Below are 26,153 nucleotides of genomic sequence, written 5' to 3'. Positions count from 1 at the left end.
CAGATGGTTGTTGAAGCTTCGCCCCCGAGCGTGTTTTCGCCGTGGCCAGACCGGTTGCGGCATGCCGCGATCATCCTGCTTGTGGCCGGGCTGGCGCTCGTGGCTCTCGTGCTGTTCGGCGAATTGTCGGCGCAGCGCGCGGTGATTGCCTTCGTCTGCATCACCGGCGCGGCGCTGGTGCCGTGGCGGCTGCACGACAAGACCACCTCGCGCGAAGAGGTACTGAGCGTCAATCCGGTGGAAGCGCCGGCGGTGCGCGCCATCGTCGCCGGCATGCCCGATCCGGCCGTGCTGCTCGATCGCGCCGGGCGCGTGTTGCATTTCAATTCCGCGGCCGGGCAATTGGCACCGGCCCTGCGCCGCAATGAGCTCGCACAATTCGCGCTGCGCTCGCCCGAGATCGTCACCGCTTTGCGCGAAGCCATCGCCACCACCGAGCCGCGCCGCGCCACCTATCTCGACCACGTCCCGGTGGACCGCTGGATGGAACTGCTGATCACCCCGGTTCCGGTGCCGACGCATTTCGGCGGCACCGACACCTGCATGCTGATGACGTTTCATGACCAGACGCCGTTGCGCCGGGTCGAGGAAATGCGCGCCGACTTCGTCGCCAATGCCAGCCATGAGCTGCGCACGCCGCTGGCCGCTCTGTCCGGCTTCATCGAAACGCTGCAGGGCCCCGCCAAGGACGACGCCAAAGCGCGCGAGCGTTTCCTCGGCATCATGCATACGCAGGCGAAGCGGATGGCGCGGCTGATCGACGATCTGCTGTCATTGTCGCGTGTCGAACTCACCGCGCATGTGCGGCCCGACATGCTGGTCGATATCCTGCCGATCATCCGCCAGGTCGGCGACGGTCTCGAACCGCTGGCGGCCGAACGCCAGGTCCGGATCGAGATGGAATTGCCGGATGCGCCGGTCATGATCGCCGGCGACCGCGAGGAACTGCTGCGCCTGTTCGAAAACCTGATCGAAAACGCGCTGAAGTACGGCGCCTCCGGCGGGCGCGTGCAGGTGTCGCTTGCGGCGTCGAACAATCTGGAAGGGGCCCCGGAAATCCGCGTCGCGGTACGCGATTTCGGTCCCGGCATTGCGCCGGAACATCTGCCGCGCTTGACCGAACGCTTCTACCGCGTCGATGTCGGCGACAGCCGCGCGCAGGGCGGTACCGGGCTCGGGCTTTCCCTGGTGAAACACATCCTCAACCGCCACCGCGGCCGGCTGCTGATCGAAAGCGTGCCGAAGAACGGCGCGACGTTCACGGCGGCATTCCCGCAACTGAAGGCGCCGCAGGCTTAGAGCCGAACTGTGTTGTGAGTTTGTCGCCATCTCCCCCGTCATCTTGAGGTGCCGTCGCTCTTGCGACGGCCTTGAAGGATGGACGTGGGCTGCGGCGCCTGTGGTCGCATCCTTCGAGGCTCGCCCAATGGGCGAGCGCCTCAGGATGACGGCGGTGGAATGCACGGAGAGATTATCCGGGCGCTGCGGGTCGCCGCAACGCCTTCACGTCAGCGCAGCGGCTTCGGTGCCTGACGGCGGCGGTCGCTGGCCGGCTGGTAGGCGATACGCGAGTGATGCGCGCAATAGGGCAGGCTCTGCAGGGCCTTGCCGCCGCAGAAGTAGAATTCCGAGCTCGACGGATCGCCGATCGGCCAATGGCAGGTCGCCTCGTTCAGCTCGACCAGCGTCAGACGCTGGCTCATCGGCACCACGTTGTCATAGGTGACCGGATCCGGTTCCATCTCGACTTCGTAATTCTGCGCCAGAGCGGTGTTGCCGCGCGCCACCGGGCGCGACATCCGCACCATCTGCTGGGCGACGGGGCGCGTCTTGCGCGGGCGCGGCGCGGCCGAAGACGGGCTCTTGGCACGACCGGACAGGCCGAGGCGATGCACCTTGCCGATCACGGCATTGCGCGTCACATTGCCGAGCTCGGCTGCGATCTGGCTGGCGGACAAGCCGCCTTCCCAGAGTTTTTTCAATTGCTCGACGCGGTCGTCGGTCCATGTCATTACCGTCATCGCAAATTCCCTTCGTGTCGCGCCGGGCCGATTAGGCTCGGCGCTGCGACTCCAGACTCAAAAACCCCTGCTGTCAGAATCCCTTAGCGCTCGCCGGGCGCAGAATTTTGCGACCAGGCGTTTTACGCCGCGTACAAGACTAAAGGATCAACCGCCGCACGAGATGTCGTATCCGACAGCGCAAAAGCTACAATATGCCGTGACTCGCGCGCAAGAGTCCGCCGAGGCGCGTCCACATGCTTCTGCCAGTAAAGCAGCAAAATCGGCTTTTTTGACGACTTCGGGTGGCCTCTGGACACCACTGCCAGGTTGACAGTCATCATGGCACACATAGAATAATGCACACGTGCCGCCTGCGAAAGGCGGCACGTTTCGTTTTGGGGTCCGTTGTCGGTCTCGGCGCCTTGGCCACCGACCACACCTTGAGCTTTTTCGATCGGACTGGTTATGACCAACAGCGCACCGTCTCATCTGCTTCCCGTATTCGCCAGGGCGGACGTCGCCTTCGAGCGCGGAGAAGGTGCATGGCTGATCTCGACCGAAGGCGAGCGCTATCTCGATTTCACCAGCGGCGTTGCGGTCAATGCGCTCGGCCACTGCCACCCGCATCTGGTGACGGCGCTGCAGGAGCAGGCGACGAAGCTCTGGCACATGTCGAACCTGTTCAAGAGCCCGGACGGCGAGCGTCTCGCAGCCAGGCTCTGCGAGCAGAGCTTCGCGGATTACGTGTTCTTCGCCAATTCGGGCGCCGAGGCGATGGAATGCGCGCTCAAAGTGACGCGGCACTATCACTTCTCCAAGGGGCATCCCGAGCGCAGCCGCATCATCACCTTTGAAGGCGCGTTCCATGGCCGCACGCTCGGCACGCTGGCCGCGACCGGCGCCGCCAAATATCTCGAAGGCTATGGCGAGCCGCTCTCCGGTTTCGACCAGGTTCCGCTCGGCGATATCGATGCCGTCAAGAACGCGATCGGCCTGAACACCGCCGGCATCCTGATTGAGCCGCTACAGGGCGAGGGCGGCGTGCGGGCGCCGTCGAACGCATTCTTTGGCCAGTTGCGCGACCTGTGCGACGAGCACGACATCCTCCTGGTTTTCGACGAAGTGCAAACCGGCATGGGCCGCACCGGCGAGTTGTTCGCCTATCAGCGCATCGGCGTCACGCCGGATGTGATGTCGCTGGCCAAGGCGCTCGGCGGCGGCTTCCCTATCGGTGCTTGCCTGGTGTCCGCGGAAGCGGCCAAGGGCATGGCGCCGGGCTCGCACGGCTCGACCTTCGGCGGCAATCCGCTGGCGATCGCGGCCGCGGGCGCGGTGCTCGACGTGATGTTGAAGCCGGGTTTCTTCGACCATGTAAAGAAAATGTCGCTGCTCCTGAAGCAGAAGCTGGCCTCGGCGGTCGATCGCTATCCGTCGGTGCTCAGCGAGGTGCGTGGCGAGGGCCTGTTGATCGGTCTCAAGGCCGTGGTGCCATCGGGCAATCTGGTCGCCGCGCTGCGCGATGCCAAACTGCTCAGCGTCGGCGCCGGCGACAATGTCGTACGCTTCCTGCCGCCCCTGATCGTCACCGAAGCGGAGATCGAGGAATCCGTGCAACGGCTGGAGCAGGCTTGCCTCGCGCTGTCGCCGGAACGCAAGCAGGGAGCCGCGTGATGAGCACCGCCCTGCGCCACTTCCTCGACCTCAATCTGATGCCGGCGGCCGAACTGCGCGGCATTCTCGACGCCAGCGTCGTGATGAAGAAGAAGCTGAAAGCCCATGCGAAGCCGGACCGGCCGCTGGAAAACAAGACGCTGGCGATGATCTTCGAGAAGCCCTCGACGCGCACCCGCGTCTCGTTCGAGGTCGGCATGCGCCAGCTCGGCGGCGAGGTCGTGATGCTGACCGGCGCCGAGATGCAGCTCGGCCGCGGCGAGACCATCGCGGACACCGCGCGCGTGCTGTCGCGCTTCGTCGATGCGATCATGATCCGCATCCTCAACCATGAATCGCTGATGGAGCTGGCAGCGAACGCCACGGTGCCTGTCATCAATGGCCTGACGCGGATCTCGCATCCGTGCCAGGTGATGGCCGACGTGATGACCTTCGAGGAACATCGCGGTCCGATCAAGGGCCGCACGGTGGCCTGGACCGGCGACGACAACAATGTGCTGATGTCATGGGCGCACGCCGCCGAGCGCTTCCAGTTCAAGCTCAACGTCGCGACGCCGCCGGAGCTGGCGCCGAAGAAATCGTTCCGCGACTGGATCAAGGCCAGCAACGCGCCGATCGTGCTTGGCACCGATGCCGATGCTGCGGTGCGCGATGCCGATTGCGTGGTCACCGACACCTGGTTCTCGATGGGCGACAAGGACGGCGAGACCCGGCACAATCTGCTGAAACCGTATCAGGTCAATGCCAGGCTGATGGGCCTGGCGCGACCCGACGCGCTGTTCATGCACTGCCTGCCGGCACATCGCGGCGACGAGGTTACCGACGAGGTGATCGACGGCCCGCAGTCGGTGGTGTTCGACGAGGCCGAAAACCGCCTGCACGCGCAGAAGGGGATTCTCGCCTGGTGCTTCGACGCGGTGGCGTAAAATCGACGCGACGCGCGGAAGCTGATGGATGCCCTCCCCCTTGCGGGGAGGGTAGGCCGAACGAGTGATGATGCGATAGCATCATCGGGCGTGGAGGCCGGGGTGGGGGTAGCCACAAACTCCGACGCTTGTGGTTACCCCCACCCGACCCGGCTTCGCTGCGCTACGCCGGGCCACCCATGGCGGACGAATTCGTCCGCCCGCCCCCGCAAGGGGGAGGGGAAGCAAGAGCCGCACTTTTCCCTCACCCCGGCCTTTCGGTTTCCGCCCGCCGCCCCCAGATAGGTCCGCATGACCACACATTTTCCAGATCCCGACGTTCCGCCCGATCTCCCCATCCGCGCGCCCTCGGCGGTGCCGATCGATGACGCCGTGCTGCCGTTCGAGGTGTCGCCGCTCGACCTGCGCGGACGGCTGACGAGGCTTGGCCCCGCACTCGACGAACTGCTCGACAAGCACGATTACCCCGCGCCGGTCGCCAAGCTGCTCGGCGAAGCGATCGTGCTGACAACGCTGCTCGGTTCCGCGCTGAAATTCGACGGCCGCTTCATCCTGCAGACCCAGACCGATGGTCCGGTGTCGCTGATGATCGTCGATTTCCAGGCGCCCGACCGCATGCGCGCCTATGCGCGCTTCGACGCCGAGAAACTCACGCCCGGCCTCACCACCGCGCAGTTGCTCGGCCGCGGCCACATGGCGATGACCGTGGACCAGGGTCCGGACATGAGCCGCTACCAGGGCCTCGTGGCGCTGGACGGTGGCAATCTGGAAGACGCCGCGCATGAATATTTTGCGCGCTCGGAGCAGATCCCGACCCGCGTGCGGCTCGCCGTCGGCGAGGAATGGCGCACAAGCGAGAACGGCCCGCAGCATCGCTGGCGCGCCGGCGGCATGCTGCTGCAATTCCTGCCCAAGGCGCCGGAGCGCGCGCAGCGCGACATCTCGGGCGGTGACGCGCCGGAGGGCGTCGAGCTCGACGTGCCGCCGGAAGACGACGCCTGGCTGGAAGGCCAGTCGCTGATCGCGACGGTGGAAGACCTAGAGCTGATCGATCCCGACCTGTCCGGCGAGCGATTGTTGTTCCGGCTATTCAACGAACGCGGCGTGCGGGTGTTCTCGTCGCTGCCGTTGCAGGCGAAATGCTCCTGCTCGCGCGAGGCGGTCTCGGCGATGCTAAACAATTTCGCCGCGCAGGACCGCGCCGACATGGTCAAGGACGACAAGGTCGAAGTCACCTGCGAGTTCTGCAGCTCGGTCTACGAGTTCACGCCGCAAGAGGCCGGCGTCGAATAGCGCGGCGCCACACTCTCCGCCGTCATTGCGAGGAGCCCTTTGCGACGAAGCAATCCAGTCTTCAGCTGCGGCCCTTTGGATTGCAGCGTCGCTTCGCTCCTCGCAATGACGGGGATGGGACGCAGCCCAGCCAAGTGCCAGGGTCTGTTTACATTCGCAGCGTTTCCGCTTTTGCTTGCGGAAAAGCTCCGGAGGAAACATGACCACTGTCCCTGCAGGCCCGTCCCACGCCGCGGAATTCGACTACGTCATCGTCGGCGCGGGCTCCGCCGGCTGCGTGCTGGCGAACCGGCTCAGTGCCTCGGGCAAGCATTCCGTGCTGCTGCTGGAGGCAGGTCCCAAGGATCGCAACATCTGGATCCATGTGCCGCTCGGCTACGGCAAATTATTCAAGGCGAAGGCCGTCAACTGGATGTACCAGACCGAGCCGGAGCCCGGGCTCGACGGACGCAGCATCTTCCAGCCGCGCGGCAAGACGCTCGGCGGCTCCTCCTCGATCAACGGCCTGCTCTATGTGCGCGGTCAGCACGAGGATTACGATCGCTGGCGCCAGCTCGGCAATACCGGCTGGGGCTTTGATGACGTGCTGCCCTATTTCAAGAAAGCCGAGGACCAGCAGCGCGGCGGCGACGACTATCACGGCAGCGGCGGCCCGTTGCCGGTGTCCGACACGCGACATCCCGATCCACTTTCCGATGCGTTCATTGCCGCGGCGGTCGAGAGCGGGCTGCCGTTCAATCCGGATTTCAACGGTGCCGCGCAGGAAGGCGTCGGCCTGTTCCAGACCACGACGCGGCACGGCCGCCGCGCCTCCACGGCGGTGGCGTACCTGCGCCCGGCCTTGCGGCGCGGACAGGTGCGCGTCGAGACGGCGGCGCTGGCGCAGCGCGTATTGTTCGAGGGCCGTCGAGCCATCGGCGTCGAATACAAGCAGCATGGCGTCACCCATGTTGCGCGCGCCCGCCGCGAAGTGCTGGTCTGCAGCGGCGCCTTCAACACCCCGCAACTGCTGCAACTGTCCGGCATCGGCCCGGCCGCGCTGCTGCAGCAGCACGGCGTCGATCTGGTTATGGATGCGCCTGGCGTCGGAAACGACCTGCAGGACCACATGCAGGTCCGCATCGTGATGCGCTGCGCCCAGAAAATCACGCTGAACGACATCGTCAACCATCCCGTTCGCAAGGCGATGATGGCGCTGCAATATGCGGCGTTCCGCACCGGCCCGCTGACGATCGCGGCCGGCACCGCGGGGGCGTTCTTCAGGACCGATCCGCGGCTGGCGACGCCGGATATCCAGGTGCACTTCCTGCCGTTCTCAACGGACAAGATGGGGGAAGCGCTACATTCTTATTCCGGGTTCTCGGCCTCTGTGTGCCAGCTGCGCCCGGAGAGCCGCGGCTCGCTGCGCATTCGCAGCGCCGATCCTTCGGTGCCGCCGGAAATCCGCGTCAACTATCTTGCCACGCAGACCGACCGCACAGCGAATATCGAAGGATTGAAAATCCTGCGCAAGATGCTGAATGCGCCGGCGCTAAAGCCGTTCGTGGTGGAGGAGCTTGAGCCAGGCCTGAAGGTGGCAAGCGATGCGGATCTCTTGGCCTACTGCCGGCAGCGCGGCAGCACGATCTATCATCCGACCTCGACCTGCCGGATGGGCAATGATGCGATGGCCGTGGTCGACCAGCGCCTGCGCGTGCGCGGTATCGACGGCCTGCGCGTGGTCGATGGCTCGGTGATGCCGGATCTGGTGTCGGGCAATACCAACGCGCCGATAATCATGATTGCGGAGAAGGCGTCGGAGATGATCCTGCAGGATGCGAGGTAAGAAAAAGTCGGGCTGCGTCCTCACAGCTGTCGTCCCCGCGAACGCGGGACCCATAACCTCCGACATCGTAGTTCAAACGCAGAACGACGTTGCTCGCGCTTCACCTATCTCTCCAGCATGTATGGGTCCCCGTTTTCGCGGGGACGACGTGGAGAAAGTGGCGCGTCACACCACCTTCTTCACCCACACCTTGTTGTCGTGAAACGCCGCGCCGCCGTAGGGTGCTACGGCTTCTCCGCCGGTGAGCATGTTGATGCCCTGGCTGCCGATGTGGGACTTGTTGGGGTGCACTGATTCCGCGATTAGTACGCCGCGGCGCAGCCCCGGGAAGATCCGCGCGGTCAGCGTGGTCTCGCCGCGCGGATTGCCCAGCGTGACGGCGTCGCCATCGACAATTGAGAGGCCGGCCGCGTCGTCCGGATGCATCATCACGCAGGGCGCGCCCTCGCGGGCCTGCGACGACGGCGTCTCGTTGAAGCTGGTGTTGAGGAAGCTGCGCGACGGGCTGGTGGCGAGGCGAAACGGATGCGCATCGTCGGCCGCTTCCGTCACCGCCCAGTGGTCCGGAAAAGACGGCATCGCATCCCAGGCGCCCATCAGCCCGGCATTGGGCATCGGCACCGCGCTCCAGTCGGCCTTGAAGTGGAATTTGCCATCGGCGTGCGCGAAGCCGTCGAGATAATGCGAGGCGCGGAAGTCCGGCTGGATGTCGCGCCACAGCTCGGCCTGCAAGGCATCGATGCTGCCGCGGCCGCTGACCACAAGCGTCTCGTCGATGATCTCGCGCGGCGTCATGTCGAACGCGCGGTGGTTGGCGCCTAGCCGTGACGCCAGCCCTTGCAGCACCGCGTGGTTGGAGCGGCATTCGCCGGGCGCGTCGATCAGCTTCGCGCCGACCGAGATGTGCTGGTGACCACCGCCGTAATAGAGGTCGTCATGCTCCATGAACATCGTCGCGGGCAGCACGATGTCGGCCATCAGCGCCGTCTCGGTCATGAACTGCTCGTGCACCGCGACGAACAGGTCTTCGCGGGCAAAGCCTTCGCGCACCTTGGCCTGCTCAGGCGCTACCGTCATCGGATTGGTGTTCTGGATCAGCATCGCCTTCACCGGCGGGCCGTTCTTCAGCGCTTCTGCGTCGCCCGTCAGGATGCGGCCGATCTTCGACTGGTCGAGTCGGCGCGTCGCGGGGTCGAGCACGTCGAGACCCTCGATCAGCGTCTTGTCGAACTTCCAGATCGCGGCATTGTTGAAGAACGCGCCGCCGCCCTCATATTGCCAGGCGCCGGTGATGGTCGGGATACACAACGCCGCGTGCATCTGCGCGGCGCCATTGCGGCTGCGGGTGAAGCCGTAGCCGAGCCGGAAATACGAGCGCGGGGTTTCGCCCACCAGTCTGGCAAAGGCCTCGATCTCCGCGACGGGCACGCCACAGATGTCGGAAGCCCATTGCGGCGTGCGCGACGAAAGATGCGCTTCCAGTTCCGGCGAGGCATCGGTGTACTTCGCCAGATAGGCGCGGTCGGCCAACCCGTCGCGGAACAGCACATGCATCACGCCGGCCGCAAAGGCGCCGTCGGTGCCGGGCCGAAGCAGGATCTTGATGTCGGCCTGCTTCATGGTGTCGTTGTCGTAGATATCGACAACGGCGAGTTTGGCGCCGTGGTCCTTGCGGGCGCGGGCGACGTGGGTCATCACGTTGACCTGGGTGTTGACCGGGTTGGTGCCCCACACCACGATCAGATCGGACTTCGCCATCTCGCGCGGATCGACGCCGGCAACGCGGCCGGTGCCGGCCGAGAAGCCCGCCCAGGCGATGGTCGCGCAGATCGTGCTGTAGAAACGCGAGTATTTCTTTACATTGGCAAGGCGGTTGATGCCGTCGCGCATCACCAGCCCCATCGTGCCGGCGTAGAAATAGGGCCAAACCGATTCCGCGCCGAACGCGCGTTCGGCCTCACTGAACTTCGCGGCGATCTCGTCGAGCGCCTCGTCCCAGGAGATTTGCGCGAACTGCCCGGAGCCTTTCGGACCCGTGCGGCGCATCGGATGCATCAGCCGTTCGGGATGATGGATGCGCTCGGCATAGCGCGCGACCTTGGCGCAGATCACGCCGGCGGTGTAGCTCTGCTGTTTGGAGCCGCGCACCCGGCCGATCGTGGTGCCTCCGACCACCTCGATGTCGAGGGCGCAGGCGGAGGGACAGTCATGCGGGCAGGTCGAGTGCCGGATGTCGATTCTTGTATCGTCGGTGGCGTCGATCGCGGTCTGGATGTTCATGCCGCGAGATTATCATGGCGCAGCGCCATGGGAAGTCGTGGTTTGGCGTATTCGCGCGGCACGATACCGCCTGCATGGGCATGCAGGCGGCCCGATGCTATTTTTTCAAGGCGTCGCGCTGCGCGGTCAGCTTGTCAAGTTCCTCGTTCTGCTGGGTCAGACGATCGGCAATGCGTGACTCGGTCTGTTCGCCGGAAGCCGCCGCGGCCTGCTCGATCAATTGCCGGATGTTGTCACGCAGCACGGCAATACGATCGTCGAGTTCGGCGGCGGAAAAGGTAGGGTCCATGGTCGTCATGCTCCTGGCCCGAGGCGGGCGTTGCCACAGGACTCTACCGCGGGCGACGGCACCTTCCTACCGAATAATCGCGGGTCCCCCGGCGTCATCCGGCAGACGCGGCCTGTTGCCCTGTCGCAGGTTTCGTCGTACGCGAACCCGCATGAATGGTGAGATCAAGCCCACCCCGTCCGCCGAAAATAGCCCGCCGCGCGTCGGCATCGCTTTGATCGCCGCTATGGTGATCCTTACCTGCGGGCATGTGCTGTCGAACCTGCTGCGTACCACGCCGGCGGTGGCGATCGACGTGATGGCGGCCGACCTGCATTCCACCGCGCAGCGGCTGGCGGCGCTGACCGCGGCCTATCATTTCTCCTTCGCGTTGTTCCAGATTCCGATCGGCGTGGCGCTCGATCGTTACAGCATCCGCAACGTGTCGCTGGTGCTGTTCGGCGCCACGCTGCTCGGTGCGTGCATCGCGGCATTATCGCAGGGGCCGGCGAGCTTCCTGCTGGCGCAGATCATCATGGGGATGGCGACGTCGGGCATGCTGCTATGCCCGATGGCGCTGGCGGCCAAGCGGCTGTCGCCGGTGCAGTTCGGCCTGTGGTCCGGGCTGATCCTGTCGCTCGGCAATGGCGGCATGCTGCTGTCATCGGCGCCGCTGGCGTGGGTGGTCGAGCATTGGGGCTGGCGCAGCGGCTTCTGGCTGAGCGCCGCCGCCGCCTGCGTGGTGGCGCTGCTGGTGCTGCTGTTCGTGCCTAACGACAAGCCGTCGGCATCGACGCGCCGCGCGCTGCTGACCGAGATGATCACGGTGCTGCGGCTCGGCCTGTCACCGGCGTTGCGCGGCATCGTGATCCTGGCCTTCGTGTCGCTGGCAGTACAGCTCGTGTTGCGCGGGCTGTGGGCCGGGCCGTGGCTGATGGATATCAAGGGCCTGTCGCGGATCGCGGCCGGCAATGTGCTGCTGCTGTTCACGCTGGCATTGGTGCTGGCACCGACGCTGAGCGGCGTGGTCGATCGCCGGCTCGGCCATCGCCGCGGTCTGCTGCTCGGCTCGCAATTGCTCGCCGCCGCCCTGTTCGTGCTGATGGCGTGGGGCGGACCCGGCCAGCCGCTGTCCTCGCTGTTCGGCGTCGCGGTGATGCCGGTGTCGTTCGATATCGGCGCGCTGGTGCTGATCGGCCTCTTGGTCTGCGTGCAGCCGCTGATCTATGCGATGACGCGGCAGATGGTGCCGTCGGAGCATGTCGGCAAGGCGCTGTCGGCGGTTAACCTGTCATTCTTCCTCGGCACCGCCGTGATGCAGTCGGCGACCAGCCCGATCGCCGCGGCCTTTGGCCTGCCGGTAGTGCTGATGGCGATGGCTGGCATGCTAACGTGCGGTACGATGCTGTTCTTCGTCCTGACCCGCCCTGTTGCCCGCGCAAGCGCATGATAGTACCCGCGAGATCACGTCGGCAAGTTGCTGGAATTCGGCGCACGCCTGTGATCTGATGTGCATAACGACGCAATGCAAAATATCGCGCGCCGTTCTTGCAAGGAGACCATCGAATGCCTTTTCTCGTCAAAGGGACCGATACGTCGGGAATGATATCGCTCCGCCGCGACAGCGCCGAAGCGGCCTTGAAGAAAGCCCGCGAACTCACCGAAGATGGCTGCTGGGACGTCGAGATCACCGGGCCGGATGGTCAGACGCAAGACGCCGCGGCGTTCGAAGCGAATTACAGCGTGACGGCGGATCGCACGGGTTGAGCTTTGCTGCATTAGCTTCTGCATCCACATCCGGCTGATCTGCACCATCATCGGCGCGCTTGGCGTGTCGCCATGTCACCGCTACTCTCCTACCGCGTCGGCAGTACGGCCGGGCGGCAAGGAGGCGTCATGGTCTATCTGCTCGGATTGCCAATGGGCATTGTCGCCGGCCTGCGCGCGATGATGCCGGCGGCCGCTCTGAGCTGGGCTGCTTATCTAGGGCTGCTGAAACTCGACGGCACCTGGCTTTGGTTTCTCGGCTCCATCTGGACCGTCATCCTCTTCACCATCCTCGCCATCGGCGAATTGATCACCGACCAGTTGCTGTCGACGCCGAGCCGCAAGGTTCCGCCGCAATTTGGCGGTCGCGTCGTAATCGGCGCCCTGGCCGGCGTCGCCATCGCCGGGCCGGCGAACTGGATGCCAGGTGCACTGGCCGGCATCGTCGGCGCGGTGATCGGCACGCTCGGCGGCGCTGAACTGCGCGGCCGGCTCGCGGCGCATTTCGGCCGTGATCAGCCCGCTGCCTTCATCGAAGACGCCATCGCCATCGTCGGCGCGGCGCTGATCGTGCTGGCGCTGAAATGACCCGCGCATTCGATGCCATCATCGTCGGCGCCGGGCAGGCCGGCCCCGCGCTTGCCGGCCGGCTGACCGCCGCCGGCATGAAGGTGGCCATCGTCGAGCGCCATCTGTTCGGCGGCACCTGCGTCAATACCGGCTGCAAGCCGACCAAGACGCTGGTCGCCAGCGCCTATGCCGCGCATCTGGCGCGCCGCGGCGCCGAGTACGGCGTGATGATCGACGCGGTGCGTATCGACATGGCCCGTGTCAAGGCGCGCGCCGACAAGGTGACGCTGGATTCACGGGAAGGTGTCGAGCACTGGCTGCGCGGCATGAAGAACTGCACGGTGATCGACGGCCACGCGCGCTTCGAATCGCCCACCACGCTGCGCGTCGGCGCCGAGCTGCTGAGTGCACCGAAGATCTTCCTAAATGTGGGTGGTCGCGCCGCGCTGCCGGATATGCCGGGCATCCACGACATCACCTATCTCACTAACACCGGCATGCTGCAGCTCGATCGCGTGCCGAAGCATCTGGTGGTGATCGGCGGCAGCTATATCGGGCTGGAATTCGCGCAGATGTTCCGCCGCTTCGGCGCCGAGGTGACGGTGGTGGAGAAAAGCGCGCATCTGGTGGCGCGTGAGGATGTGGAAATCTCGGAAGCCATTCGCGAGATCCTGCTCGCGGAGGGGATCAACGTCCGCACCGGCGCGGAATGTATCAGTTTTCATCGGCATGCCGATGGTGTGGGAGTCGGCGTCGAATGCCGTGAGGGCGAACCGCAGATCGTCGGCTCCGACGTGCTGCTGGCTGTCGGCCGCCGTCCCAACACCGACGATCTCTGCCTCGACACAGCGGGCGTCGAACTGGATGCGCGCGGCTACATCAAGGTTGATGACGGCCTCGAGACCAACGTGTCCGGCATCTTCGCGATGGGCGACTGCAATGGCCGTGGTGCCTTTACGCACACCGCCTATAATGATTTCGAGATTATCGCCGCCAACCTGCTCGATGGCGCCAGCCGCAAGGTCAGCGACCGCATTGCCGGCTACGCGCTTTATATCGATCCGCCGCTCGGCCGCGTCGGCCTGACGCTGACGCAGGCGCGCGCCACCGGAAAGAAGCTGCTGGTCGGCTCCAGGCCGATGACCCATGTCGGGCGTGCCGTGGAGAAGGGCGAGACCGCGGGCCTGATGCAGGTGGTGGTGGATGCCGAAACGAAAAAGATCCTGGGCGCTGCAATCCTCGGCACGTCCGGTGACGAGGCCATCCACGGCCTGCTCGACGCCATGAATCTCGGCGCGGAATATACCAGGCTGCAATGGGTGGTGCCGATCCATCCCACGGTGTCGGAACTGATCCCGACACTGCTGGCTGGCATGAAGCCGGATAAAAGCTAGAAGCGCTTCACGATCATCAGCGTCAGCAAAATCGTGCCGCAGGTCGCCATCACCACCGCCATGTTGAGCAGGTTGCGCGCGGCGACCGCGACGGCGGAGGTCGGATAGACCGCCTGCGCAGCCTTGGCCCGCTTGCGCGGGGCGGATTGTTTCTTGCTGGTCATGTGGTCTCCAAAGAGGAGGGCCAGACCGCTGTGCGGCCCGGCCCTGACGCCTTCCCTGCCGGGGTTCGCCCCCGATCGATGAACCACCATCGCATGAACCGCGGCTGGATTGCTTAAGCGGAATAGTGAATCGAATCCGACCGGTATCGATGGTTTACGAAACGATGCCGCCTGATACGGGCCGGCCGCGGAGTCGACCGCGACATCCCGGCCGCTGTGCGGGCTGTTCTGGTTCGCCGGACCGTTGATTGCCGTTAGTGCGGCGTTAACCGCACCCTATAATACCGCAAGCCTATTCACATACCTTAACCGGTTCCCGCCTAGAATTTGTTCCATGTTCGCCCTGCATCCCATGAAGATCTCCGAAGATGTTGCTGTGGCCGCGACCGGGGACACGTCTCTGCAGTCGCGGATACGGGGCGACCAGTTGCTCGCGGTGCGTCGCACCGTGCTGATGTCGATCCCGGTGAATGTCATGCTCGGGATTGCGTCGGTGCTGGTGGCCTGGCATGCCGGCCTCGGCGCGGAAGGCCTGGCCTGGTTCGCCGCCTCCAGTTCCGTCAACCTGCTGCGCGCGGTCCTGGCGCGGATGCCATTGCCATCAGAGCTCGACGGGCGAGGCTGGTCGGTCGATCAGCACCTGCTGGCGCACTGGGTGATGGCGCTGTCGGGCGGATCGGTCTGGGCGCTGATTGCGATCCTGTGCGACGGCTACACCTCGCCGCAGACCCTGTTCTATATCGCGATCCAGTGCGGCATCACCGCCGGCTCCGTGACCCATGGCTTTGCCTATTCGCCGATTCCGATCTCCTTCATCACGCCACCCTTGCTGGGCGCCATCGGCGGCCTGCTTTATGCCGGCGGCTTCGATCGCAACTGTCTCGCCGCCACGATACTCTTGTATCTGTTCGCGCTGATCCGCTCGTCGCGCGACAGCGAGACGGCCTTTATCGAAAACAGCCGGCTGAAGAATCAGGCGACGGCGATTTCACGTTCGCTGGAGATCGCCAATGACCAGGCGACCGGCGTCGCCGAAGAGATGCGCCACCGCGCCTCGCACGATGCGTTGACCGGCTTGCTCAATCGCAGCGGTTTTCTCGACGAGGCGCGCGGCTGCACCCACGACAATGCGCTAGGCTTCTGTTTGATGCTGCTCGATCTCGATGGCTTCAAGTCGATCAACGATGCCTTCGGCCATCGCGCCGGCGACAATTTGCTGATCGAGGTCGCAGCCAGGCTGCGCCAGGATCTGTCGGCCCGCTTCCTGGTGGCGCGACTCGGCGGCGATGAATTTGCGATGTTGTTTCCGATCGCGGTTGCCGATGAGGCGGAGGCGCTGGCGGCCCGGCTGATCGGCATCATTGCCGGCCCGTTCTCGGCGCTCGACAAGGGGCGCGTTGGAATCAGCATCGGGCTCTGTGCGCAGCCGCGCGTCGATATCGACGAGATGCTGGTATGCGCCGACGCGGCGCTCTATGCCGCCAAGAGCGGTGGACGCAACCGCTACCATGTGTTCGACGACGGGCTGCGTGCCCGTCTGGACATGCGCCGCGACGTCGAACGGGATCTCGGCAAGGCGTTGGCGGACGACGCGCTCGAGGTCTGGTATCAGCCGATTCTCGGCGATGGGGGCCGCAGTCTGAACAGTTTCGAGGCGCTGGTGCGCTGGAAACATCCCAAGCTGGGCTGGATTCCGCCGCAGGAAATCGTCGCGGTCGCCTCGCTGGCGGGGCTGTCCGAGCCGCTGATTCGCTTCATCCTGAAAGAGGTCTGCGGCATGATGCGAGCCTTGCAGGCGATGGGATTGCCCCATGTCCGGCTGGCGATGAACGTCTCGCCCCGCGAAATGCTGCAGGTGGATATCGACGAACTGGTGCTGGCGAAACTCAGCAAGGACGAGCTGCCGCCGGCGATGCTGGAGATCGAGATTACCGAAGAGACCGCCATGAACGTCCAGGCCGTACAAGGCAAGCTCGGTGCACTGTCCGCCGCCGGCGTGCAGATTACGATCGACGATTTCGGCGTCGGCTATTCCTCGCTCGGTGCCCTCAGGCAGTTGCACGTCAATCGCGTCAAGATCGACCGCGGCTTCGTGACCGGCATTTCCGGCTCTGCGGAAAACCAGGCGCTGGTGCAGGCGGTGCTCAATCTCGCGCAGTCGTTCAAGTTCGAGGTGGTGGCGGAAGGCATCGAGAGCGCGGAAGACCTGCGCAAGCTGCAGGACCTTGGCTGCCCGTTGATGCAGGGCTACTTCCTCAGCCGTCCGATGGCCGCGCACGACGCCATCGAATGGATCGGCCTGACGCAGCCGGCGGCCGTCACCGCGCGCACGGCTGGCTTCGCGGGTCGGCCATTGATCGAGGAAGCCCGGTTGACGCTGCAATAGGATGCCGCGCCGGAACCATCCGCGATCCCGGCGATTCATCCGCTCCAGGAGGAGCCGATCAGATGCCGAGCCCTGCAAAAAACACCGCGAAGTCGTCCGTCAAACCCGTCGGCCGCAAGCCTGCTCCCAGGAAGGCGGGACAGCCCGAATCACCGGATGTCTGGGCAACCCGCATCCTGCTGCACAGCCACGCCATTTCGCCGTGCGCCGAGCACGGCTTCATGCGATTGCGATTTCACCATGCCGCGATCGACTATGCCCACGCGCTGGCCGCCGCCGATCCGCTGCTCGGCAAGAGCAAGGCAAAATCCGTCGAAGCGCTGGATGAATTTCTCGATGGCCTCAACGACGACTGCCCGGCGTGTTGATGGCGGGATTTGTTGCGCAGCATCGTCGGATCGACAGGAAGTTTTAACCTCTCGACCTCACGAAAATACCGTCCCCTGTTCGTTCCGGAAGAACAAAGCAGCATTCTTCGGCACGGCGTCGAGCTTTGCCGTCATGCGGGATTGGGGCTGCCCCGTAGCCCTGGGCAGCAATGCAAGGTTGGCTCTCGGGCGACCGGCCGCCTAGTTCAGCGTGCGCCTGCTGTCCGGGCCGTCCAGTGAAAACGCGGGGACGTCAATATTGAAGGGTTCGCCGCTATCGGTGACCATCTGGTAGGTGCCCTCCATGAAGCCGGAGGCGGTCGGCAGCGGCACGCCGGAGGTGTATTCGAAGCGTTCGCCGGGGGCCAGCACGGGCTGTTCGCCCACCACGCCTTCGCCGCGGATCTCCTGCATCCGGCCGGCGGCATCGGTGATCAGCCAGTGCCGGGTCTTGAGCTGCACAGTCTCGGCGCCGGAATTGGTGATGACCACCGTGTAGGACCAGAAAAACTGACGCTTCTCCAGCGACGAACGTTCCGGCAGGAAGTTCGGCTCGACGGTGACTTCGATGTGGCGGGTTATGGCGCGGTACATGGCAATGTCTTCGTCCAGATGATTGGCGGATCAGATCATGCCCCGCGGCGTGGTGTAGCTTCTTGATGGCCACCCCGATTGCCGGCCACGGCCGGGCTGGTCAGGTTGCCACTGCGGGCAGCCCGACGATCGGATTATCGCTGATCGGGGCGATGGTTTCCAGCGTCATGTAGCGGGCACGCTGAACCGCCCATTCATCGTTTTGTTCAAGCAGGATGGCACCGACGAGACGTCGGATGGCAGCCTCGTTGGGGAAGATGCCGACGACCTCGGTGCGGCGCTTGATCTCGCCATTGAGGCGCTCGATCGGATTGGTGGAGTGCAGCTTGGCGCGATGCGTCGCCGGAAAGCCCATGAAGGCCAGCACGTCGGGCTCGGCCTCGTGCATCAGTCTGGCCAGCTTCGGGATGGTCGGCTGCAACTGGTCGGCGACCTTGCGCCATTGCACCCTTGCGGCTTCGGCGTCGTCCTGGGCGAAGGCGGTGGCAATGAAGGCGGAGACCACGCGCCGCCCGCTCTTGCCGGCATGGGCCAGCGCATTGCGCATGAAGTGGACGCGGCAGCGCTGCCAGCTGGCGGTCAGCACCTTCGACACCGTGGCCTTGATGCCCTCGTGGGCGTCGGAGATGACCAGCTTGACGCCGCGCAATCCGCGGCGGGCGAGCTTGCGCACGAACGCGGTCCAGAATGTTTCGGCCTCGGAGGGCCCAATGTCCATGCCGAGAATCTCGCGCCGGCCGTCATTGTTGACGCCGACCGCGATGATCGCCGCTACCGGGACGATGCGGCCATTCTGCCGGACCTTCACATAGGTGGCGTCGATCCACAGATACGGCCAGTCGCCCTCGATCGGCCGCTCCAGGAATGCATTGACGCGTTCGTCAATCTCCTCGCACAGCCGCGACACCTGGCTCTTGGAGACGCAGCTCATTCCCATCGCCTTGACCAGGTCATCGACGGAGCGGGTCGAGATGCCCTGGATGTAGGCCTCTTGAATCACCGCAGTAAGCGCCTTCTCGGCCATCCGGCGCGGCTCCAGAAAGCCCGGAAAATATGAGCCCTTGCGCAGCTTCGGGATCCGCAGCTCGACCGTGCCGGCCCGGGTCTCCCAGTCGCGTTCGCGGTAGCCGTTGCGCTGCACCAGCCGCTCCGCGCTCTTCTCGCCGTGGCCGGCACCGGTCAACGCGGCCACCTCCAGTTCCATCAGCCGCTCGGCGGCGAAGCCGATCATCTGGCGCAAAATATCCGCGTCGGGGGTCTTCTCCACGAGCGCACGAAGGTTCATCATCTCGCTGGTCATCGGTGGTTCCTCGGTTGCATTGCGTGTTGCAACCCGATCCTACCGGCGAACCGCCGGTGACCAACACATGCCGCTCGCTCGCTACAGCGCCATTTGAAAGCGCGCTTCGCGAGCGGCATAAGATCAGAAACCTACACCACCACGCGGGACACGATCGCGGATCATAGCGAAAACCAAGGGCCGCGCCAAATCGACCGCATCCGGCATCGCCGTTTTAACATAGTTCGACAATACCGTGTCTTGCTGCGCGAAAGAGCGGAGGCAGCCTTACCGCGCGAGTAATTGACTTGCATACTGCGGTCCTGCCTTCCAGTGATGACCAACGCCAAAGCGAGTCGAACCCGTTGAGCCCTGCCTGATGACCTCTATTGCCGAGCCTATCGCCGCGGAACCGGCGCGGACTTCCGAAACGGTCAAACATCGTGCAGACGCGGTGTCTTTCCCGGTCGCCGGCGAACGCGAGCTTCGGCTCGATTTGTTCCGCGGGCTGGCGCTGTGGCTGATTTTCATCGACCATCTGCCGCCGAACATCCTGACCTGGTTCACGATCCGCAATTACGGCTTCTCGGACGCCACCGAGATCTTCATCTTCATCTCCGGCTACACCGCGGCCTTCGTCTATGGCCGCGCGATGCTGGAGCAGGGCACGGTGGTGGCCTCGGCGCGGATCCTGAAGCGGGTCTGGCAGATCTATGTCGCGCACGTCTTTCTGTTCACGATCTTCCTGGCCGAGATCTCCTACGTCGCGACCCACTTCGAGAACCCGCTTTATTCCGAGGAAATGGGCATTCTCGACTTCCTCAAGCAGCCGGATGTGACCATCGTTCAGGCGCTGCTGCTGAAATTTCGTCCGGTGAACATGGACGTATTGCCGCTATATATCGTGTTGATGCTGTTCCTGCCGCCCATTTTATGGCTGATGCAGCGCCGGGCGGACCTCACGCTGGCGCTCTCGGTGGTGCTGTATGCCTTGACCTGGGAGTTCGACCTCTATCTGTCGGCCTATCCGAACGGGGTGTGGGCGTTCAACCCGTTCGCCTGGCAGCTTTTGTTCGTGTTCGGCGCCTGGTGCGCGCTCGGCGGCGCCAGGCGGATGTCCAGAATTCTGTCCTCGCAGGTCACGCTGTGGATATGCGTCGCCTATCTGCTGGCGGCATTCTGGGTGACGTTGACCTGGTACATCCCGCAGATCCATCATCTGCTGCCCCGTTTCATCGAGCGGTGGATGTACCCGATCAACAAGACCGACCTCGACGTGCTCCGCTTCGCACACTTCCTGGCGCTCGCAGCCATTACCGTTCGCTTCCTGAAGAAGGACTGGCCGGGGCTGAAATCGCGCTGGCTGCGGCCGATGGTATTGTGCGGGCAGCATTCGCTGGAGATTTTTTGCATCGGCGTGTTCCTAGCCTTTGCGGGCCACTTCGTGCTCGCCGAGGTTGCGGGAGGTCCCTGGATGCATCTGATGGTCAGTATTCTCGGCATTGTCATCATGTCGGGCGCTGCCTGGGTGTTTTCGTGGTACAAGCACGTTGCAGGCAAGGGCGGAAAGCGCGCGAAAAGCGCCGACGCGGATTTTGCGGGAGGCGGCGCATGAGGCCGATCTGGCTTACGATGCTGGCCGGCCTATTGGCCGCAGCCCCCCTGCGCGCCGAAGATGCGGCCCCGGCGGCGCCTTCCTGCGACGTGCCCGCCTATCTTCTGACCTCGGAAAGCGGTCTGCCGAAAGTCGCCAGCGCGATCAAGCCCGGCGGCCGGCTGAATATTCTGGTGGTCGGTAGCCGCTCCTCGGTGGTGGGTGCGACGGATGCCGCCGCAGGCTATCCGGGCCGGCTGCAGGTGGCTCTGCGCGAAAGGCTGCCGAGCGTCGAAACCAATGTCACGCTGGAACTGCAAGTCAAGAAAACCGCCGAGGAACTGGCGCCGACGCTGGGTCCCCTCGTTGCAAAGCGCAAGCCGGATCTGGTGGTCTGGCAGACCGGTACCTATGACGCGATGCGCTCGGTCGACGCCGAAGACTTCCGCAACGCCCTCGACGAAGGGGTGGCGGCGATCAGGGCTGCCGGAGCCGACGTTGTTTTAATGAATTTGCAGTACAGTCCACGGACCGAGACGATGATTTCCGGCTCGGCGTACCTAGATAATATGAGGGTGGTGGCGCAGCAGCACGACACTCCGCTGTTCGATCGCTTCGCCATCATGCGGCAATGGAACGAGTCGGGTGATTTTGATCTGTTCAGCGCGTCGCCCGGCCTCGCAATGGCCAAACGTGTCCATGAATGCCTGGCGCGCGCGCTATCGACCTTTGTGATCGAGGCTGCCCAGATCAAGCCAGCGGAGTTGAGGATTCAGCGTTAATGTTTGAGTTAGGCCATTTTCCCCGTCACGCGATTGCCCCTCTCGTCGTGTTCTCGCTTTTGCTGTCGACCCCGCTGTCGCCCGTGCTGGCCGAAGGCGCGTCCGCGGCGACGATCGCGTCCAATGAGCCCGACGCAGTAAAAAAAGGCATCGCGGCCAAAGCGGTCGACAAGGTCAAGAAAGTCGCAAAGTCGGCGACCGACATATTCAGCCGTGTGCCCTGCCGCGCGCCGAAGGGCGGGGCGCAGGCCATAGGCGCGCTGCCGCATGTCGCCGGCAAGCTGGCGTTTGGCGAGCCGGTGGTGATCGTGGCCTTCGGCTCGTCCTCCACCGAGGGCTATGGCTCGACGGCGCCGGAATTTACCTATCCGAACCGGCTGGCGGCGCAGTTGAAGCGCGCCTATCCCGACGCCGACATCACGGTGCTGAATCGCGGCAAGGGCGGCGAAGACGCACCCGAGATGATGGCGCGGCTGCAGGCCGAGGTCATCAATGCCAAGCCGGACCTGGTGATCTGGCAGGTCGGGACCAATGCGGTGCTGCGCAATCTCGATCCCGGCGAGACCGCCAAGATGATCGAGGACGGCATCGGCCGCATCCAGGCCAGCGGCGCCGATCTGGTGCTGGTTGACCCGCAATACTCACCGGCGGTGAATGCCAAGCCGGAAAGCGCCAGCAAGATGATCGCGCTGCTCAACAAGGTGGCCGCGCTTCGCCATGTCGGCGTCTTCCCGCGGTTCGAGGTGATGCGCGAATGGCATGAAGGCCAGTCGATGGCGTTCGACAGCTTCGTCATCGCCGACGGGCTGCACATGAACGACTGGGGCTATGCCTGCTTTGCGCAGTTGCTCGGCGACAACATCATCAAGTCCGTCGGCCAGATCAAGTACGGCGTCAATGTACCCGCCAACACCCAGCAGGCGCAGAAGCCGCTGTAGTTATCCTCGTTGTCGTCCCGGCTCGGCGTTCGCGTTGCTCGCTTGGCCGGGATGACAGAGTGTTGCCGCCTCACGCCTTCTTGAGCGCAGCTTCCATGTCTTCGAGCAGATCGTCCTTGTGCTCGAGCCCCGTCGAGAATCGCACGAACCCTTCGCTGATCCCCAGTTCGGCGCGCGCCTCGATCGGCAGCCGCTGATGCGTGGTGGTGGCGGGGTGCGTGATCAGGCTCTTGGCATCGCCGAGATTGTTGGAAATCCGCGTCAGCTTCAGCTCGTTGAGAAAGCGGAACGCCGCCGCCTTGCCGCCGTCGATTTCGAAACCTATCAGCGTCGAGCCGGCGCGCATCTGCTTCTTCACCGAAGCGGCCTGCGGATGATCGGCGCGGCCGGGATAGATCAGCCGGGTGATTTTCGGATGCGCAACCAGCGCATCGGCGAGGGCGCCTGCGGTCTCGGTCTGCTGCCTGACGCGGATCGACAGCGTCTCCAGCCCCTTCACCAGTACCCAGGCGTTGAACGGCGACATCGAGGGGCCGGTCTGGCGCAGGTAGTTGTGGATGTGCTCGGCGATGAAGTCCTTCGAGCCGAGGATGATGCCGCCGAGGCATCTTCCCTGGCCGTCGATGTGCTTGGTCGCGGAATACACCACGACATCGGCGCCGAGCGACAGCGGGCTCTGCCAGATCGGCGTCGCGAACACGTTGTCGACGATCAGCCGCGCGCCACCGGCATGCGCTATCGCGGCAATGGCGGGAATGTCGAGCACGTCGAGCGTCGGATTGGTCGGGCTCTCAAGAAAACAGGTCTTGGTATTCGGGCGCATCGCCTTTTGCCAGGCGTCGAGGTCGAGCCCGTCGACCAGCGTGAACTCGATGCCGTAGCGCGGCAGCAGGTCCTCGATGACGTAGCGGCACGAGCCGAACAGCTGCTTCGAGGCGACGACGTGATCGCCGATGCGCAGTGGCGCGAGAACGGCCGCCGTGACCGCGGCCATGCCGGTGGCGGTGGCGCGGGCGGCCTCGGCGCCCTCCAGGTCGATCATGCGACTCTCGAACATCGAGATGTTCGGGTTGGAAAACCGCGCATAGATGAAGCCGGGCTCCTCGCCCTTGAAGCGCGCCTCGCATTGTTCGGCGGTGTCGTAGACGAAGCCCTGGGTCAGGAACAGCGCTTCTGAGGTCTCGCCGAATTGCGAACGCAGCATGCCGGCATGGACCAGCCGGGTCTCTGGGCGATAAGCGGGCGATTTCGTCTCAGACATGTGACCTCCAGTTATGGCCGTGAAAACAGCCACAAAAAAACCGGCCTGGACAAAGGTCCAACGGCCGGGATCACATGTTAACAAGGACATGGGTCCCCGGCCTGTTTAGCGACTTGTTTAACGTGGCTGCAAGCCGGCCGGCTCAAATCACCACGGGATAATCTTGCTGATATTCCGGTCGGCCCTTTCCGTCAAGCCGGGGGTGGGATAACCGATGAAATTGCGTTTTTCTCTGCGTTCCCCATCGCGATGCGACAAGGATGAGTTCTGTGCCCTTCACGCTGCCTGTTGATGCCGACGGTATTCTGCCCGACCGCATGATCGCGGCGATGGCCGATGCCGGCCTGATCCTGCCGGCGTATCCGTTCGTGGAAAGCCAGATCCAGCCGGCCTCGCTCGACCTGCGGCTCGGCGACATTGCCTACCGCGTCCGTGCCAGCTTTCTGCCGGGGCCGAATACCACCGTTGCGCAGCGCATCGACGAATTGAAGCTGCACGAGATCGACCTGTCCGACGGCGCGGTACTGGAAACCAACTGCGTCTACATCGTGCCGCTGATCGAGAGCCTGGCGCTGCCGCCTTCGATCTTCGCCTCGGCCAATCCGAAGAGCTCGACCGGCCGCCTCGATGTCTTCACCCGCGTGATTGCGGATGGCACCCGCCGCTTCGACGTGATCGGCGCCGGCTATCACGGTCCGCTATACGCCGAGATCAGCCCGAAGACTTTCCCGGTGCTGCTGCGCGAGGGTTCGCGGCTGTCGCAGGTCCGCTTTCGCGTCGGCGACGCGCTGCTCGACAACGAGGCGCTGGAAGACCTCCATGCGATGGAGCCGCTGGTGGACAGCGAGGACGCCGACCTCAACAACGGTGTGGCGCTCTCGGTCGATCTGTCCGGCGACAACGAGACCGGCTTCGTGGGCTACCGCGCCAAGCGCCACACCGGCGTGGTCGATATCGACCGTCGTGCCGGCTATGCGGCGAACGAGTTCTGGGAGCCGATCGCGGCGCGGCCCGACGGCACGCTGATCCTCGATCCCGGCGAGTTCTACATCCTCGCCTCCAAGGAAGCCGTCCAGGTGCCGCCGGACTATGCCGCTGAGATGGTGCCGTTCGATCCCTTGGTCGGCGAGTTCCGCGTGCATTACGCAGGCTTCTTCGATCCCGGCTTCGGCCATGACGGCGCCGGGGGCAAGGGCTCGCGCGCCGTGCTGGAAGTGCGTTCGCGCGAGGTGCCGTTCATCCTGGAGCACGGCCAGATCGTCGGCCGTCTGGTCTATGAGCGGATGCTGTCGCGCCCCGACGCGCTCTATGGCCAGCGCATCGGCTCGAACTATCAGGGCCAGAGCCTGAAACTGTCGAAGCATTTCAAGGTCTAGCCGCCGGGTGCTTGCCGACCGCTTTGCCACCGTCAGGCCCGATGTCATCGAAACATGAGGGCAAACCGCGCTCCAATTTTGCTTCGTCCTTGAGAGTGTGTGGACCGGTTCCATTTTAATTTGAACCGCGACCGGTCTCGCGCGTTACACCCGCACAACCTCATTCAAGGAATTCGATATGACCGGCACCGCAGGCATCAAAGAGCACATGGAAGTAATCGGCGCCGACGGCGTTCACGTCGGCACCGTGGATCATTTCGAGGGCGGCCGCATCAAGCTGACCAGGAAGGACAGCGGCGAAGGCCACCACAAGGGTCATCATCACTTCATCGACGGCAGCCTGGTGGCCGAGGTCGAGGGCGACAAGGTCCGCCTGTCCGCCAATGCCGATGTGGCCGTGACCATGGAACAAGAGAAGTAAGCTTCGCTTATTGTGCGATCTGAAACGCGGCGGACCGAAAGGTTCGCCGCGTTTGCGTTATGAGGCGCTTATCGGCCTTCTCCGTCGTGCCATAGCGCTGCCAGTCCATCGCGATAGCTCGGAAAGGCGAGTTCCACGCCCAGCTCCTGCTTCATCCTGATATTCGAGACCCGGTTATTGGTGGCGTAGAAGCTGCGCGCCATCGGGCTCATCTCCGCGTCGTCGAACGCCAGTCCCGGCGGCGGAACAATCCCCATCAGCTCGGCAGCATAGGCAATGACATCCTGCGGCGGGCCCGGCTGGTCGTCGCAGACGTTCCAGATCCCGGCCTGATCCTTCGCGAACGCCGCATCGATGGCGCGCGCAATATCCTCGACATGAATGCGGTTGAACACCTGGCCGGGCTTGACGATGCGCCGCGCGGTGCCGGCCTTGAGGTTGAGCAGCGCATTGCGGCCGGGACCGTAGATGCCGGCGAGCCGCAGCGACGTGGTTGGTGCGCCCGGCTGAGCCAGCCACGCCGCCTCGGCGTCGATCCGCTGCCGCCGCCGCCCGTCGCCGGACATCGCCGCGCTCTCGTCGATCCAGTCGCCGCCATGGTCGGCATAGACGCCGATAGTCGAGAGATAGACGACCCGTTGCAAGCTGCTTGCTGCAATCTGCGGGCCGTAGGCGGCAAGCACCGGGTCGCCGGATGCGCCGGGCGGCACGGAAACCAGTAGAGCATCGGCAGCGGCGAGGTGTTCGGCAATGGCCGGATCGGCATGGTCGCCGCTGAACAGCAGCGGCGTGCAGCGTGAGCCGCGCAGCGCATCCCGCTTTTCCGCCGTCCGAACCGTGCCCGAAATCGTCGTGAAACGCTGTGCGTGACGATCGATGAAATGCTGCACGCTGTAGCCAAGTCCGAACACGAAAAGACGCACGTCAACTCCTGATATTCGCCTTGCGATGGCACGATGTCGTCCCCGGCAGCATACAGCGAGCTGCCGGGTG

24 protein-coding genes and 1 riboswitch are annotated in these 26,153 nt (G+C 64.4%); of the genes, 16 read left to right on the top strand and 8 right to left on the bottom strand.

From position 1 onward, the window contains the following. The first annotated feature begins 3 nt into the window (after window positions 1-3). A complete protein-coding gene (locus FNL56_RS00510) occupies window positions 4-1,299 on the top strand; it encodes an ATP-binding protein (protein WP_143571148.1) in 1,296 nt (431 codons plus the stop codon). Between the two features lie 209 nt (window positions 1,300-1,508). Here the strand turns inward: FNL56_RS00510 and FNL56_RS00505 are convergent, their stop codons facing one another. Continuing rightward, entirely contained in the window at window positions 1,509-2,021 is a 513-nt protein-coding gene (locus FNL56_RS00505) for a GcrA family cell cycle regulator (RefSeq protein ID WP_143571147.1), read from the bottom strand. 447 nt (window positions 2,022-2,468) lie between these two features. Here FNL56_RS00505 and FNL56_RS00500 point away from each other — a divergent pair, with 447 nt between their 5' ends. The 4 genes from FNL56_RS00500 (at window position 2,469) to FNL56_RS00485 (ending at window position 7,718) form a co-directional block, all read left to right on the top strand. Beyond that, window positions 2,469-3,674, top strand: a complete 1,206-nt coding sequence (locus FNL56_RS00500) for an aspartate aminotransferase family protein (RefSeq protein ID WP_143571146.1) — start codon at window positions 2,469-2,471, stop codon at window positions 3,672-3,674. Beyond that, on the top strand, window positions 3,674-4,600 hold the full coding sequence (argF, locus tag FNL56_RS00495; RefSeq protein ID WP_143571145.1) for an ornithine carbamoyltransferase: 927 nt from the start codon (window positions 3,674-3,676) through the stop codon (window positions 4,598-4,600). Before FNL56_RS00500 ends, argF begins: the two co-directional genes overlap by 1 nt. Before the next feature lie 291 nt (window positions 4,601-4,891). Continuing rightward, a complete protein-coding gene (locus FNL56_RS00490; protein WP_143571144.1) occupies window positions 4,892-5,893 on the top strand; it encodes an Hsp33 family molecular chaperone in 1,002 nt (333 codons plus the stop codon). 199 nt (window positions 5,894-6,092) lie between these two features. Continuing rightward, on the top strand, window positions 6,093-7,718 hold the full coding sequence (locus FNL56_RS00485; protein ID WP_143571143.1) for a GMC family oxidoreductase: 1,626 nt from the start codon (window positions 6,093-6,095) through the stop codon (window positions 7,716-7,718). Window positions 7,719-7,883: 165 nt separating this feature from the next. Here the strand turns inward: FNL56_RS00485 and FNL56_RS00480 are convergent, their stop codons facing one another. Beyond that, window positions 7,884-9,998 (bottom strand): molybdopterin-dependent oxidoreductase, encoded by a 2,115-nt coding sequence (locus FNL56_RS00480; RefSeq protein ID WP_143581716.1) that lies wholly within the window; start codon window positions 9,996-9,998, stop codon window positions 7,884-7,886. A 97-nt stretch (window positions 9,999-10,095) separates the two neighbouring features. Then, window positions 10,096-10,296: a hypothetical protein gene (locus FNL56_RS00475; RefSeq protein ID WP_168202825.1), complete on the bottom strand. Its 201-nt coding sequence runs from the start codon at window positions 10,294-10,296 to the stop codon at window positions 10,096-10,098. A gap of 142 nt (window positions 10,297-10,438) precedes the next feature. Between FNL56_RS00475 and FNL56_RS00470 the strand changes: the two genes are divergently transcribed. The 4 genes from FNL56_RS00470 (at window position 10,439) to FNL56_RS00455 (ending at window position 13,997) form a co-directional block, all read left to right on the top strand. Further along, entirely contained in the window at window positions 10,439-11,716 is a 1,278-nt protein-coding gene (locus FNL56_RS00470; RefSeq protein ID WP_143571140.1) for an MFS transporter, read from the top strand. 116 nt (window positions 11,717-11,832) lie between these two features. Then, complete coding sequence (locus tag FNL56_RS00465; protein ID WP_143571139.1) at window positions 11,833-12,033, top strand: hypothetical protein; 201 nt, start codon at window positions 11,833-11,835, stop codon at window positions 12,031-12,033. A gap of 129 nt (window positions 12,034-12,162) precedes the next feature. Beyond that, a complete protein-coding gene (locus FNL56_RS00460; protein ID WP_143571138.1) occupies window positions 12,163-12,621 on the top strand; it encodes a DUF4126 domain-containing protein in 459 nt (152 codons plus the stop codon). Then, a complete protein-coding gene (locus tag FNL56_RS00455) occupies window positions 12,618-13,997 on the top strand; it encodes an FAD-containing oxidoreductase (protein WP_143571137.1) in 1,380 nt (459 codons plus the stop codon). Before FNL56_RS00460 ends, FNL56_RS00455 begins: the two co-directional genes overlap by 4 nt. Here the strand turns inward: FNL56_RS00455 and FNL56_RS27510 are convergent. Continuing rightward, complete coding sequence (locus FNL56_RS27510) at window positions 13,994-14,161, bottom strand: hypothetical protein (RefSeq protein ID WP_168202824.1); 168 nt, start codon at window positions 14,159-14,161, stop codon at window positions 13,994-13,996. The genes FNL56_RS00455 and FNL56_RS27510 overlap by 4 nt on opposite strands. Window positions 14,162-14,495: 334 nt before the next feature. Between FNL56_RS27510 and FNL56_RS00450 the strand changes: the two genes are divergently transcribed. Further along, entirely contained in the window at window positions 14,496-16,547 is a 2,052-nt protein-coding gene (locus tag FNL56_RS00450) for a putative bifunctional diguanylate cyclase/phosphodiesterase (RefSeq protein WP_246660827.1), read from the top strand. A gap of 62 nt (window positions 16,548-16,609) precedes the next feature. Then, window positions 16,610-16,915, top strand: a complete 306-nt coding sequence (locus FNL56_RS00445) for a hypothetical protein (protein ID WP_143571136.1) — start codon at window positions 16,610-16,612, stop codon at window positions 16,913-16,915. Window positions 16,916-17,116: 201 nt separating this feature from the next. Here the strand turns inward: FNL56_RS00445 and apaG are convergent, their stop codons facing one another. Both apaG and FNL56_RS00435 read right to left on the bottom strand, forming a co-directional pair. Continuing rightward, window positions 17,117-17,509, bottom strand: a complete 393-nt coding sequence (gene apaG / locus FNL56_RS00440; RefSeq protein ID WP_143571135.1) for a Co2+/Mg2+ efflux protein ApaG — start codon at window positions 17,507-17,509, stop codon at window positions 17,117-17,119. Window positions 17,510-17,609: 100 nt separating this feature from the next. After that, complete coding sequence (locus FNL56_RS00435) at window positions 17,610-18,809, bottom strand: IS256 family transposase (RefSeq protein ID WP_143581715.1); 1,200 nt, start codon at window positions 18,807-18,809, stop codon at window positions 17,610-17,612. A 358-nt stretch (window positions 18,810-19,167) separates the two neighbouring features. Here FNL56_RS00435 and FNL56_RS00430 point away from each other — a divergent pair, with 358 nt between their 5' ends. Genes FNL56_RS00430 through FNL56_RS00420 form a run of 3 tightly spaced genes read left to right on the top strand, consistent with a single transcriptional unit; the run spans window position 19,168 to window position 22,102 of the window. Then, window positions 19,168-20,403: an OpgC domain-containing protein gene (locus FNL56_RS00430; RefSeq protein WP_143571134.1), complete on the top strand. Its 1,236-nt coding sequence runs from the start codon at window positions 19,168-19,170 to the stop codon at window positions 20,401-20,403. A gap of 17 nt (window positions 20,404-20,420) precedes the next feature. Further along, window positions 20,421-21,164 (top strand): SGNH/GDSL hydrolase family protein, encoded by a 744-nt coding sequence (locus FNL56_RS00425; protein WP_441351260.1) that lies wholly within the window; start codon window positions 20,421-20,423, stop codon window positions 21,162-21,164. Continuing rightward, entirely contained in the window at window positions 21,164-22,102 is a 939-nt protein-coding gene (locus FNL56_RS00420; protein ID WP_143581714.1) for an SGNH/GDSL hydrolase family protein, read from the top strand. Before FNL56_RS00425 ends, FNL56_RS00420 begins: the two co-directional genes overlap by 1 nt. Window positions 22,103-22,172: 70 nt before the next feature. On the opposite strand, the gene FNL56_RS00415 is transcribed toward FNL56_RS00420, so the two are convergent. Then, window positions 22,173-23,363, bottom strand: a complete 1,191-nt coding sequence (locus FNL56_RS00415; protein ID WP_143571131.1) for an O-succinylhomoserine sulfhydrylase — start codon at window positions 23,361-23,363, stop codon at window positions 22,173-22,175. Window positions 23,364-23,447: 84 nt separating this feature from the next. Next, window positions 23,448-23,527: riboswitch (SAM riboswitch) on the bottom strand. 105 nt (window positions 23,528-23,632) lie between these two features. Here FNL56_RS00415 and FNL56_RS00410 point away from each other — a divergent pair. Together FNL56_RS00410 and FNL56_RS00405 are read left to right on the top strand one after the other, a co-directional pair. Continuing rightward, window positions 23,633-24,739 carry a 2'-deoxycytidine 5'-triphosphate deaminase gene (locus FNL56_RS00410; protein ID WP_143575962.1) on the top strand — a complete coding sequence of 369 codons (1,107 nt, stop codon included), beginning with the start codon at window positions 23,633-23,635 and terminating at the stop codon, window positions 24,737-24,739. A 178-nt stretch (window positions 24,740-24,917) separates the two neighbouring features. Then, on the top strand, window positions 24,918-25,160 hold the full coding sequence (locus tag FNL56_RS00405) for a DUF2171 domain-containing protein (RefSeq protein ID WP_143571130.1): 243 nt from the start codon (window positions 24,918-24,920) through the stop codon (window positions 25,158-25,160). 68 nt (window positions 25,161-25,228) lie between these two features. Here FNL56_RS00405 and FNL56_RS00400 read toward each other — a convergent pair whose 3' ends face one another. Further along, window positions 25,229-26,083 carry an SDR family oxidoreductase gene (locus tag FNL56_RS00400; RefSeq protein WP_143571129.1) on the bottom strand — a complete coding sequence of 285 codons (855 nt, stop codon included), beginning with the start codon at window positions 26,081-26,083 and terminating at the stop codon, window positions 25,229-25,231. Between the last annotated feature and the right edge of the window lie 70 nt (window positions 26,084-26,153).

The sequence above is a fragment of the Tardiphaga sp. vice304 genome (genome assembly GCF_007018905.1).
GTDB lineage: Bacteria > Pseudomonadota > Alphaproteobacteria > Rhizobiales > Xanthobacteraceae > Tardiphaga.
The sequence above is the reverse complement of the archived record's forward strand: the minus strand, read 5'-3'. Positions and strand labels throughout refer to the sequence as shown.

Coding starts and splice junctions, on each gene's coding strand:
- FNL56_RS00510 (WP_143571148.1), top strand. CDS start 4: ATGGTTGTTGAAGCTTCGCCCCCGAGCGTGTTTTCGCCGTGGCCAGAC.
- FNL56_RS00505 (WP_143571147.1), bottom strand. CDS start 2,021: ATGACGGTAATGACATGGACCGACGACCGCGTCGAGCAATTGAAAAAA.
- FNL56_RS00500 (WP_143571146.1), top strand. CDS start 2,469: ATGACCAACAGCGCACCGTCTCATCTGCTTCCCGTATTCGCCAGGGCG.
- argF (WP_143571145.1), top strand. CDS start 3,674: ATGAGCACCGCCCTGCGCCACTTCCTCGACCTCAATCTGATGCCGGCG.
- FNL56_RS00490 (WP_143571144.1), top strand. CDS start 4,892: ATGACCACACATTTTCCAGATCCCGACGTTCCGCCCGATCTCCCCATC.
- FNL56_RS00485 (WP_143571143.1), top strand. CDS start 6,093: ATGACCACTGTCCCTGCAGGCCCGTCCCACGCCGCGGAATTCGACTAC.
- FNL56_RS00480 (WP_143581716.1), bottom strand. CDS start 9,998: ATGAACATCCAGACCGCGATCGACGCCACCGACGATACAAGAATCGAC.
- FNL56_RS00475 (WP_168202825.1), bottom strand. CDS start 10,296: ATGACGACCATGGACCCTACCTTTTCCGCCGCCGAACTCGACGATCGT.
- FNL56_RS00470 (WP_143571140.1), top strand. CDS start 10,439: ATGAATGGTGAGATCAAGCCCACCCCGTCCGCCGAAAATAGCCCGCCG.
- FNL56_RS00465 (WP_143571139.1), top strand. CDS start 11,833: ATGCCTTTTCTCGTCAAAGGGACCGATACGTCGGGAATGATATCGCTC.
- FNL56_RS00460 (WP_143571138.1), top strand. CDS start 12,163: ATGGTCTATCTGCTCGGATTGCCAATGGGCATTGTCGCCGGCCTGCGC.
- FNL56_RS00455 (WP_143571137.1), top strand. CDS start 12,618: ATGACCCGCGCATTCGATGCCATCATCGTCGGCGCCGGGCAGGCCGGC.
- FNL56_RS27510 (WP_168202824.1), bottom strand. CDS start 14,161: ATGACCAGCAAGAAACAATCCGCCCCGCGCAAGCGGGCCAAGGCTGCG.
- FNL56_RS00450 (WP_246660827.1), top strand. CDS start 14,496: ATGTTCGCCCTGCATCCCATGAAGATCTCCGAAGATGTTGCTGTGGCC.
- FNL56_RS00445 (WP_143571136.1), top strand. CDS start 16,610: ATGCCGAGCCCTGCAAAAAACACCGCGAAGTCGTCCGTCAAACCCGTC.
- apaG (WP_143571135.1), bottom strand. CDS start 17,509: ATGTACCGCGCCATAACCCGCCACATCGAAGTCACCGTCGAGCCGAAC.
- FNL56_RS00435 (WP_143581715.1), bottom strand. CDS start 18,809: ATGACCAGCGAGATGATGAACCTTCGTGCGCTCGTGGAGAAGACCCCC.
- FNL56_RS00430 (WP_143571134.1), top strand. CDS start 19,168: ATGACCTCTATTGCCGAGCCTATCGCCGCGGAACCGGCGCGGACTTCC.
- FNL56_RS00425 (WP_441351260.1), top strand. CDS start 20,421: ATGCTGGCCGGCCTATTGGCCGCAGCCCCCCTGCGCGCCGAAGATGCG.
- FNL56_RS00420 (WP_143581714.1), top strand. CDS start 21,164: ATGTTTGAGTTAGGCCATTTTCCCCGTCACGCGATTGCCCCTCTCGTC.
- FNL56_RS00415 (WP_143571131.1), bottom strand. CDS start 23,363: ATGTCTGAGACGAAATCGCCCGCTTATCGCCCAGAGACCCGGCTGGTC.
- FNL56_RS00405 (WP_143571130.1), top strand. CDS start 24,918: ATGACCGGCACCGCAGGCATCAAAGAGCACATGGAAGTAATCGGCGCC.